This window comes from Sphingopyxis flava, assembly GCF_900168005.1.
Lineage (GTDB): Bacteria > Pseudomonadota > Alphaproteobacteria > Sphingomonadales > Sphingomonadaceae > Sphingopyxis > Sphingopyxis flava.
This window is the reverse complement of sequence record NZ_FUYP01000058.1, coordinates 1-9,953: the sequence shown is the minus strand read 5'-3', so window position 1 is coordinate 9,953 and position 9,953 is coordinate 1. Positions and strand designations below refer to the sequence as shown.

General features: G+C 64.4%; 10 protein-coding genes and 1 pseudogene. 8 read left to right on the top strand and 3 right to left on the bottom strand.

Translation table 11 applies throughout. The features are described from left to right. Window positions 1-66: 66 nt before the first annotated feature. Complete coding sequence (locus B5X69_RS19850; RefSeq protein ID WP_079640243.1) at window positions 67-336, top strand: ABC transporter permease family protein; 270 nt, start codon at window positions 67-69, stop codon at window positions 334-336. Window positions 337-441: 105 nt separating this feature from the next. Here B5X69_RS19850 and B5X69_RS19845 read toward each other — a convergent pair whose 3' ends face one another. Together B5X69_RS19845 and B5X69_RS19840 are read right to left on the bottom strand one after the other, a co-directional pair. Next, a complete protein-coding gene (locus B5X69_RS19845) occupies window positions 442-672 on the bottom strand; it encodes a hypothetical protein (protein WP_008828478.1) in 231 nt (76 codons plus the stop codon). A 1-nt stretch (window position 673) separates the two neighbouring features. Continuing rightward, a pseudogene (locus B5X69_RS19840) lies at window positions 674-1,021 on the bottom strand (IS66 family transposase); the annotation flags it as partial. Between the two features lie 2 nt (window positions 1,022-1,023). Here B5X69_RS19840 and B5X69_RS22125 point away from each other — a divergent pair. The 7 genes from B5X69_RS22125 to fdhD all read left to right on the top strand — a co-directional run bounded on the left by B5X69_RS22125 (window position 1,024) and on the right by fdhD (window position 8,151). After that, entirely contained in the window at window positions 1,024-1,182 is a 159-nt protein-coding gene (locus tag B5X69_RS22125) for an integrase core domain-containing protein (protein WP_425441538.1), read from the top strand. Between the two features lie 77 nt (window positions 1,183-1,259). After that, window positions 1,260-2,162 (top strand): LysR family transcriptional regulator, encoded by a 903-nt coding sequence (locus B5X69_RS19830; RefSeq protein WP_079640242.1) that lies wholly within the window; start codon window positions 1,260-1,262, stop codon window positions 2,160-2,162. A gap of 87 nt (window positions 2,163-2,249) precedes the next feature. Then, window positions 2,250-2,717 carry a formate dehydrogenase subunit gamma gene (locus B5X69_RS19825; protein ID WP_079640241.1) on the top strand — a complete coding sequence of 156 codons (468 nt, stop codon included), beginning with the start codon at window positions 2,250-2,252 and terminating at the stop codon, window positions 2,715-2,717. Continuing rightward, window positions 2,714-4,288: an NADH-ubiquinone oxidoreductase-F iron-sulfur binding region domain-containing protein gene (locus B5X69_RS19820; protein ID WP_079640240.1), complete on the top strand. Its 1,575-nt coding sequence runs from the start codon at window positions 2,714-2,716 to the stop codon at window positions 4,286-4,288. The genes B5X69_RS19825 and B5X69_RS19820 overlap by 4 nt, the downstream gene beginning before the upstream one ends. A 4-nt stretch (window positions 4,289-4,292) precedes the next feature. After that, window positions 4,293-7,136 (top strand): formate dehydrogenase subunit alpha, encoded by a 2,844-nt coding sequence (gene fdhF / locus B5X69_RS19815; RefSeq protein ID WP_079640239.1) that lies wholly within the window; start codon window positions 4,293-4,295, stop codon window positions 7,134-7,136. Continuing rightward, window positions 7,133-7,375, top strand: coding sequence for a formate dehydrogenase subunit delta (locus tag B5X69_RS19810; protein WP_079640238.1), 243 nt, complete (start codon window positions 7,133-7,135; stop codon window positions 7,373-7,375). The genes fdhF and B5X69_RS19810 overlap by 4 nt, the downstream gene beginning before the upstream one ends. Window positions 7,376-7,377: 2 nt before the next feature. Beyond that, a complete protein-coding gene (gene fdhD / locus B5X69_RS19805) occupies window positions 7,378-8,151 on the top strand; it encodes a formate dehydrogenase accessory sulfurtransferase FdhD (RefSeq protein WP_079640237.1) in 774 nt (257 codons plus the stop codon). A gap of 362 nt (window positions 8,152-8,513) precedes the next feature. Here fdhD and B5X69_RS19800 read toward each other — a convergent pair whose 3' ends face one another. Next, the gene (locus B5X69_RS19800; RefSeq protein ID WP_079640236.1) at window positions 8,514-9,668 is read right to left on the bottom strand and encodes a tyrosine-type recombinase/integrase; all 1,155 of its coding nucleotides are present in this window, start codon (window positions 9,666-9,668) and stop codon (window positions 8,514-8,516) included. Window positions 9,669-9,953 lie beyond the last annotated feature (285 nt).

Below are 9,953 nucleotides of genomic sequence, written 5' to 3'. Positions count from 1 at the left end.
CGACCAAATCCGCCTGTCTACCCGCCATCATGAAACGCTCCCAAATGTCCGATGAGAGCATATACAATGATGCTTACTTCAGTTCCAGATGACTACCTTATCGAAGGCACACTCCTCGGGGTCGCCGGCGGGTTGATGGGCGCATCCTTGGCTTGGCTCGCGCTGCTCCCCTTCCCGCCCGTCGATGAAGCCCAGGTCGGCGCTCTCCCCATCGACCGAGCGCAGGGCGATTTTCTACTCGCCATTCTCCTGACATCGCTTGCCGCCATGCTCGCCTCGCTCCTCCCCGCCCGGCGGGCGGCGCGAATCGATCCTGTGGACGCGATCGGGACATGACGAAGAGCCCGATCCTCATCGTCGAAGATTTGACGAAAAGCTGTACGCATCCGTTAGCGGCCGCGGGATCTAGCGATTGTCAGGCCTTGCGGTAGCGGCGCGGATTCAGCGCCGCGCGGCTTTGATAGCGTCGATGATGTATTTCAGGTTTTCGATGCCTTCCTCGGTGAAGGCCCTGGCGATTGCCCAGTCGTCATCGGAGAAGGCATCGTCGATGATTCTTATGCTGCCATCTTCGGAGAACATCCCGATCGACGCCTCCCAGAGCATGTCCTCGGTTTCTCCGAGGATGAGGGCGGCCTGCCTGAGCGTATAGACGGTGCTGATATCGGCCATGTCAGGCGGCCATTTCGATCGTCTCGGCTTGGCGCAGGGCCTTCCAGTTCCAGGGAAGCAGCTCCTGCAGCCGGCTCTGGGGCATATCCGCGATCCGCGCGAGGACATCAGTCAACCAGAGCAGCGGATCGACACTATTCAGCCGGCAGCTTCCGATGAGGCTGTACATCATCGCCGCACGCTCTCCGCCGCGGTCCGAGCCGACAAAGAGCCAGGCCTTCCTGCCCCGGGCAACACCGCGGACCTCGCGCTCGGCGGCATTGTTCGTAAGGCATATCCGCCCGTCACTCAGAAAGTTGGTGAAGCCCGGCCAGTCGTTGAGCAGGTAATTCATGGCCTTGGCCACCGGAACTGCGGGCGGGCCTGGCGCGCTGGTTCACCTACTATAACCACCAACGGCCTCATTCCGCCCTTGCCGGTAGAACCCCGACAGAGGCATATGAGCAAATCGGCCCATCAGATCATGGGGGGCATGCCCCCCATGATCTGATGGCCAAACTCGCGGCATGACGACATCGGCTTGAGCTTAATTTTGCCGCAAACCTGTCCAAGAAGGCGGGACCACCTCAGAAGGTGCCGCAACCGATATGCAGACACGCCTTGTCGAATATTTCCTGGCGCTTCACCGCGAACGGCACTTCGGCCGCGCCGCCGCTGCGTGCCATGTGTCTCAACCGACGCTTTCAGCAGGAATTGCGACGCTCGAAGGCCAGCTCGGTAAACGCCTCATCGTGCGGGACCGCAAATATGCGGGACTCACGCCCGAGGGAGAAGCCATCCTGCCATGGGCCCAACAGATCGTGGCCGCGACCGAGGCGCTCGGCCAGGCGGCAGGCACCGCACGGGGTCCCCTCAAGGGTGAACTGCGGCTCGGTGCGATACCGGCATCGATGCCGGCGACCGGCATCCTTGTCGAGGCGATCCGCAGTCATGCCGCCGAGCTTAACGTCCAGCTCCGCGCGCTGACCTCGCGGCAGATCGAGCGCGACCTCGCCGCGTTCGAGCTCGATGCCGGCGTAACCTATCTTGATTTCGAATCCCCCGCGCACGCGCTATCGATACCGCTTTACACCGAACGAAGCATCCTGGTGAGCGCGCGGGACGGCATAACGGTTCCAGAGACGCCCGAATGGCCGGACCTGGCTGGCCTGCCGCTTTGCCTCCTCCACCAAGGCATGCAGAACCGCCGCATTCTTGACGCCCGCGTTGCGGCGTTCGGGTTGGCGCTGCGCCCGACAGTCACCGCAGATTCCTATATCGCCCTTCTCGCGATCATTCGCCAAGGGCACCTCTGCACGGTCATGCCCGACAGTCACATAACCCTCCTTGAAGGGCTCAGCTGGGCCCGCTTGACGCCCCTCCCCGAGACGAGCGAGCCCAATCGCATCGGGATCATCGTTTCCGACCGGGCGCCGATGAGCCCGCTCGCCCAGACGGTCCTCGCCGTTGCGCGGAGCCTTCGGCTTCCCGCGCCCTACCGTCCGGCCTGATAGATTTCTCCTATCAAAGATGAAGGAGTTCGATTTGACCCGTCGGCGGCGTAAGGGCAATCGATATTGTAGGGAGAGGATATAACCATGGACCTGGCAGCCGCAGAACTTGTGATAGCGGACTGGATCGACGCGCAGGGCGATGAGCGCGACCAGCTGCTTCCGCTTCTCCATCATCTCCAGCGCGAGATAGGCTATATCGATGATGCCGCGATTCCTTTTATTGCGGCGGCGTTCAACCTGTCGCGCGCCGACGTGCATGGTGTCCTGACCTTCTATCATGATTTCCGTCGCAAGCCGGCCGGGCGCCATATAGTCAAGCTGTGCCGCGCCGAGAGCTGCCAGGCGCGGGGGGGCGCGGCGATCGAGGCCGCGGCATCGCGAAGGCTTGGCGTCGCGATGGGCGAAACCCGGCGCGACGGTCAAATCAGTCTCGAGCCCGTGTATTGCCTAGGCCTTTGCGCGATCGGCCCCAATGCGCTCGTCGACGGCCGCCCCGTCGCGCGCATCGATGCGGCGATGCTCGACACGATCGCCGCCGAGGTCGCGGTATGACGCGCGTCTTCATCAGCCGCGACATGGCCTCGGTCGCGCTCGGCGCCGATGCGGTCGCGCGCGCCTTTGCCGACGCGGGCTGCGAGGTCGTGCGAACGGGATCGCGCGGGCTGTTCAATGTCGAGCCGCTGGTCGAAGTCGAAAGTGCCGAGGGCCGCATCGGCTACGGCCCGGTCACGGCCGGCGACGTCACCGCGATACTCGGCGGCTCGCACCCGAACCGCATTGGCGACGTCGGCGCCCTCCCCTTCTTCGCAGCGCAGCAGCGCTTTACCTTCGCACGCTGCGGGATCGTCGATCCACTGAGCCTCGCCGACTATGCCGCGCACGGCGGCTGGACCGGGCTCGACATCGCACGATTGGCCGAGCCGCAGGCGGTGGTTGACACGGTCAAGGCAAGCGGGCTCCGCGGACGCGGTGGCGCGGGTTTTCCAACGGGCATTAAATGGCAGACCGTGCTCGATGCGCCGGGCGGCCCCAAATATATCGTCTGCAACGCCGATGAAGGTGACAGCGGCACCTTCGCCGACCGGATGCTGATGGAGGGCGATCCCTTCTGCCTGATTGAGGGGATGGCGATCGCCGCGCACGCGGTCCGGGCGGGCCACGGCTATATCTATATCCGCAGCGAATATGCTTTCGCGGTCGAAACGATGCGCAAGGCGATCGAGCTGTCGGCGGCAAGGATCGCACCCTTCACCCTTGAGGTGCGTGTCGGGGCGGGCGCCTATGTCTGCGGCGAGGAAACGGCGCTGCTCGACAGCATCGAGGGCAAGCGCGGGCAGGTCCGCGCCAAGCCGCCGCTCCCCGCGCTGTCCGGTCTCTTCGGCAGGCCGACGGTCATCAACAATGTGCTCAGCCTCGCGGCGGTGCCCTTCATTCTGTCGGCGGGGGCAGAGGCCTATGCCGATGTCGGTTTCGGCCGCTCGCGCGGCACGATGCCGGTGCAGCTTGCAGGCAATGTTAAGAACGGCGGACTGTTCGAGGTCGGTTTCGGCATCACGCTCGGCGAGCTGGTGAACGACGTCGGTGGCGGCACCGCGAGCGGCCGCCCCGTGCGTGCGGTACAGGTCGGCGGGCCGCTCGGCGCCTATTTCCCGCCGTCGATGTTCGACCTGCCCTTCGATTACGAGGCTTTCACGCAGGCCGGCGGACTGATCGGCCATGCCGGCATCACCGTCTTCGACGACAGCGTCGACATGGCGCATATGGCGCGGTTCGCGATGGAATTCTGCGCGGCCGAAAGCTGCGGGAAATGCACGCCCTGCCGCATCGGATCGACGCGCGGGGTCGAAATCATGGACCGGATCATCGCGGCGCGCATTCCCGAACCCGCTCCGCCGACGGCGCGCACGGGCACGCTGGAAAAGGCGCTCTATTCGCGCTCGCCCGACCGCATCGAAGTTTCGCCCGGCGCGCAGACCGCGCTGCTTCGCGATTTGTGCGACACGATGAAATATGGCTCGCTCTGCGCGCTGGGCGGCTTCACTCCCTATCCGGTGCTGAGCGCGCTGGATCATTTTCCCGAAGACTTCGGCGCGCCCGCGCCGATCGCGCAGGCGGCGGAGTAAGCAGATGACCTTTACCCGCGAAACCGATCACGGCACCCCGCCCGCCCTCGCGACCGGGCGCAATGTGACGCTGACGATCGACGGCGAAGCGGTCACGCTGCCCGAGGGGACGTCGATCATGCGCGCGGCCTCGCTGACCGGCACCGCGATCCCGAAGCTTTGCGCCAGCGACAATCTGGAAAGCTTCGGTTCGTGCCGCCTCTGCCTTGTCGAGATCGAGGGGCGCGCCGGCTATCCGGCTTCGTGCACGACGCCGATCGCAGAGGGCATGATCGTGCGCACGCAGACCGATCGGCTGAAGCAGCTGCGCCGCGGGGTGATGGAGCTTTATATCTCCGACCACCCGCTCGACTGCCTGACCTGCGCCGCCAACGGCGACTGCGAATTGCAGGATCAGGCCGGCGCGGTCGGGCTGCGCGACGTGCGCTACGGCTATGACGGTGCGACCAACATGGGGCAGCCAAAGGACCAGTCGAACCCCTATTTCGACTTCGATCCGTCGAAATGCATCGCCTGTTCGCGCTGCGTGCGCGCCTGCGATGAGGTGCAGGGCACGTTCGCGCTGACGATGGAGGGGCGCGGCTTCGATACCAAGGTTTCACCCAGCCAGGGACAGGATTTCCTGTCGTCCGAATGCGTGTCGTGCGGCGCGTGCGTCCAGGCGTGCCCGACCGCGACGCTGATCGAGAAAAAAGTGGTCGAGACGGGCACCCCCGACCGCGCGGTTGTCACCACCTGCGCCTATTGCGGCGTCGGCTGCACCTTTCGCGCCGAGATGCGCGGGCAGGAGCTGGTGCGGATGGTCCCCTGGAAAGAGGGCAAGGCGAACCGCGGGCATAGCTGCGTCAAGGGCCGCTTCGCCTGGGGCTATGCCCAGCACCAGGACCGCATCCTGAAACCGATGATCCGGTCCAGCATCGACCAGCCGTGGCGCGAGGTGAGCTGGGACGAGGCGATCGCCCATACCGCGCGCGAGTTCCGCCGCATCCAGGACCAGTACGGCGCGCGCGCGATCGGCGGCATCACCTCCAGCCGCTGCACCAACGAAGAGACCTTCCTGGTCCAGAAGATGATCCGGCAGGGCTTCGGCAACAACAACGTCGATACCTGCGCGCGCGTCTGCCATTCGCCGACGGGCTATGGGCTGAAGACCACCTTCGGCACTTCTGCCGGGACGCAGGATTTCGACAGCGTGATGCAGGCGGACGTCATGCTCGTCATCGGCGCCAACCCCACCGACGCCCACCCGGTTTTCGCGAGCCGGATGAAGAAGCGCCTGCGCCAGGGCGCGCGGCTGATCGTCGTCGATCCGCGCCGCATCGACCTGATCCGCTCGCCGCATGTCGAGGCCGACCATCACCTGCCGCTGCGTCCGGGCACGAATGTCGCGGTGCTGACCGCGATGGCGCACGTCATCGTGACCGAGAGGCTGTGCGACGAGGCCTTCATCCGCGCCCGCTGCGACTGGGACGAGTTTCAGGACTGGGCCGATTTCGTATCCGAGCCCGCCCGCTCGCCAGAAGCCACCGCGCCGCTCACCGGCGTCCCCGCCGAAGAGCTCCGCGCCGCCGCGCGCCTCTATGCGACCGGCGGCAACGCCGCGATCTATTACGGCCTCGGCGTCACCGAACATAGCCAGGGCAGCTCGACCGTCATGGCGATCGCCAATCTGGCGATGGCGACCGGCAACATCGGGCGTCCGGGCGTCGGCGTGAACCCGCTGCGCGGCCAGAACAATGTCCAGGGCGCGTGCGACATGGGCAGCTTTCCGCACGAATTCAGCGGTTATCGCCACGTCTCCGACGACGACGCCCGCGCGATGTTCGAAAGCGCATGGGGCGTAAAGCTGGACAGCGAGCCCGGCCTCCGCATCCCGAACATGCTCGACGCCGCGACCGACGGGACATTCAAGGGCATCTTCATCCAGGGCGAGGATATCCTCCAGTCCGATCCCAACACGCACCATGTCGCGGCGGGCCTGGCGGCGATGGAATGCGTCGTCGTGCAGGACCTGTTCCTGAACGAAACCGCGAACTACGCGCACGTCTTCCTGCCCGGATCGACCTTCCTCGAAAAGGACGGCACCTTCACCAATGCCGAGCGCCGCATCCAGCTCGTTCGCAAGGTGATGGCTCCGCTCAACGGCCATGCCGACTGGGAGATCGTGCAGCTGCTCGCGCAGGCGCTCGGCCTCGACTGGAAGTACAGCCACCCGTCGGAGATCATGGACGAGATCGCCGCGCTGACCCCCACCTTCGCGGGCGTCCACTACGACCGGCTCGATGAAGAAGGCTCGCTGCAATGGCCGGCGAACGACGCCGCGCCCGACGGCACGCCGACGATGCACCTCGACGGCTTCGTGCGCGGCAAGGGCAAGTTCGTCGTCACCGACTATGTCGCGACCGACGAAAAGACCGGGCCGCGCTTCCCGCTCCTGCTCACGACCGGCCGCATCCTCAGCCACTATAACGTCGGCGCACAGACGCGGCGCACCGCGAACACCGCCTGGCATCCCGAAGACCGGCTGGAAATCCATCCCGTCGATGCCGAGAATCGCGGGATCAAGGACGGCGACTGGGTCAGCTTGCGCAGCCGGGCGGGCGAAACGACGCTGCGCGCACTGATCACCGAACGCGTCGCACCCGGCGTCGTCTACACCACCTTCCACCACCCCGACACTCAGGCGAACGTCATCACCACCGATTATTCGGACTGGGCGACCAATTGCCCCGAATATAAGGTCACGGCGGTCCAGGTCGGCCTGTCGAACGGCCCGTCGGACTGGCAGGAGGATTATGCCGAACATGCGCGGCAAAGCCGGCGCATCATTCCGGAAGCCGCCGAATGACCGACGAGACAGAGGGCGCGATGTCGACCGGCGACCGGCTGGTCTACATGGCGAACCAGATCGCTCGCAATCTGGCGGCACAGGGCCAGGCGGAGGCCGAGGCGATGGTTGCCGATCATATTCGCGCCTTCTGGGATCCCGGCATGCGCGCCCGCATCGTCGAAATCGCGCGCGAGCGCCCGTCGGCCCTGTCGCCGATCGCGGCGGCGGCGATCGGCCGGATCGCGGCCGCCGCCTGACCATGTCGGCCGCCCCCCACAAGTTCGTCCGCACGACCCCGGACGGCGGGCAAACCGCCGTCGATCGCGAGCTGGCGGAGGAAGTCCCCATCGCGCTCGAATTCAATGGCATCGGCTATGCCGTGCTGATGGCGTCGCCGTCGGACCTTGAGGATCTGGTGGCGGGCTTCCTGCTGTCGGAGCGGCTTCAATTCGCGGGCGATCCGGTGTCCGGCGTCGCGCTCCACCGCACCGAACGAGGCATCGTCGCGCGCGCCAATCTGGCGGCCGACCGCGCCCATGCGCTTCTCGACCGGGTCCGGCACCGCGCCTCGGATTCGTCCTGCGGGCTTTGCGGGATCGAGAATATCGAACAGGCGATGCGCCCGCTGCCGCCGGTGACGGCGCGCAGCGAGGCGAATGACGCCGCCGTCTTTCGGGCGCTCAAGGGGCTTTCCGAACAACAGTTGCTCAACGCCCGGACGGGGGCAGCCCATGCCGCGGCACTCGTCGATGCGACCGGCGCGATCCGGCTCATGCGCGAGGATGTTGGGCGGCACAATGCCTTCGACAAGCTGATCGGCGCGATGCGACGCGCGGGCGCGGCGTGGGACGGCGGCTTCGCGCTCCTCTCCTCGCGCTGCTCCTACGAGCTCGTCGAAAAGGCGGTGCTCGCGGATTGTCCAATGCTAGTCACGATATCGGCACCGACGCAGCTTGCGGTGACACGTGCCGCCGCGGCCGCGCTGCCGCTTCGCGTGCTCGCCCGCCCCGACGCGTTCCTTGCCTCCTGCTGACGGCCTCAGGATTGCAGAGCTATTCTTGCCCTAACGTGCGGGACGGCGGTTCGACCTTGCAAAGGGGCCAGTGCTCCATAGGGCGCCGATAGGCTCGTCCATTGAGACCGGCCGATCTCGTTGGAAGGCAATCTGTTCGCTTATTATCGGTCATTCACCAGGTTGTTTAGCGCGCTCCCGCACAGCGGCTCGAAAGGCCGCAAAACTCTGTTCGATATTCGAGCGGAGCAGACTGGAAACTTCAAGCGTATTATATACGGCGCGCGATCCTCGCGAATGTTGACCTCGATCCAGCCGGCCATTCCCACGCGTATATCCGCCGTGGCCCGATCATTGCAACGCCAAGTGCTGTTGTCGGTGTCTTATGTAGGGCTGTTATTGGTACGAAAGCGACACCATTCCGCCATCAGGTCGCGCCGCTTTTCCAGCAGCGACCCGCGCCGGTAGGCAGCCTCGGTTTTATCCTTTACGGCATGTGCCAAGGCCGCTTCGACGACCCTGTCGGGAAAATCGGTGGTTTCACTCGCCCAATCACGAAATGCGGACCGAAACCCATGCGGCGTATAGGGCTCGTCCATATCGCGTAACACCTTTACGATTGTCATGTCGGACATCGTCTCCCTGGGCTTCATGCCAGGGAATACTATGTCTCCCCCGACGATACGGAGACTCTCGCATCGAGCAATTATTCGGCAAGCATGATCGCTGAGCGGCACGACGTGCTCACGTGCCGCTTTCATGCGTTCTGCGGGAATTGTCCACAATCGCTCTGCAAGGTCGATTTCCGACCAGATCGCTCCCCTGACCTCTCCCGACCTTGCCGCGGTCGCGATGGCAAACTCGAGGGCCAACCGGCCCATTGTTTCCTTTTCACGCAACCGGATAAGAAAGCCGGCCACGTCTGTGTAAGGCATTGCAGCGTAGTGCTGTGTCGTTTTTGGTTGTCGCGGTAGACCGCGCGTTACCGAGGTCATCGATATTTCGGTTTCGCGATATCCTTTGGAAAAGGCCCAATCCAGAACGACGCCAATCCGCTGGCGAACCCGCCGGGCGGTCTCCGGTTTGACTAGCCATATCTCCGACAAGACTTCGTGGATCTGCGGCCCTGTGATCTCCGAAACCTTCTTGTCACCAAGCTTGGGAAAGACAAACATTTCGAGCGATCGAAGCCATTGCCAATTATGCTTCGCGTTACGCCAGCCCTTGCTATGGCTGGCGAAGACGGTGGCGGTCGCCTCTCGGAACGTGGGAATGCCCTCGACTTTTCGGCGCTCATGCACCGGATCAAGTCCTGCCTCGACCCAAGCTCGAACCTGCCGAGACAATTCCCGGGCACGGGCTAACGAAACCTTGGCAGCACTCCCAAGTCCGAAGTCGCGTCGTCTCCCGTCCTTCTGGACCCGGCACACCCAACTGCGCGACCCGTTCGATCCGACGGCGAGGAAGAGCCCATCGCCATCGCTATGGCGACCTATCCGGTTTTCGGTTCGCACTGAGGTTGCGGAGAGCCTTTTCATGGCTCTTTGTTTTCCCACATTTTTTCCCACACTCAAAATTGGCCAGGGGTGGATCGGTGTGGACGGCCCTGGACGCGAATCACTGCTGTAAGCCGCAGAAATCCGGCTCTTCCTCGTGAACGGGGGATGAGGGAAATTGGGTTAGACTTGTCATAGGAAGGACAAGTCTGATGAAGAAGAAGGCTGATCGGGGAATCGACGGCATATTAGGGCTGTCGGATGTTGAGATTGTCCGTGTCGAGCGGCGACGCGACATTCGTGTGTGGGCGCGGCCAACGAAGCGGC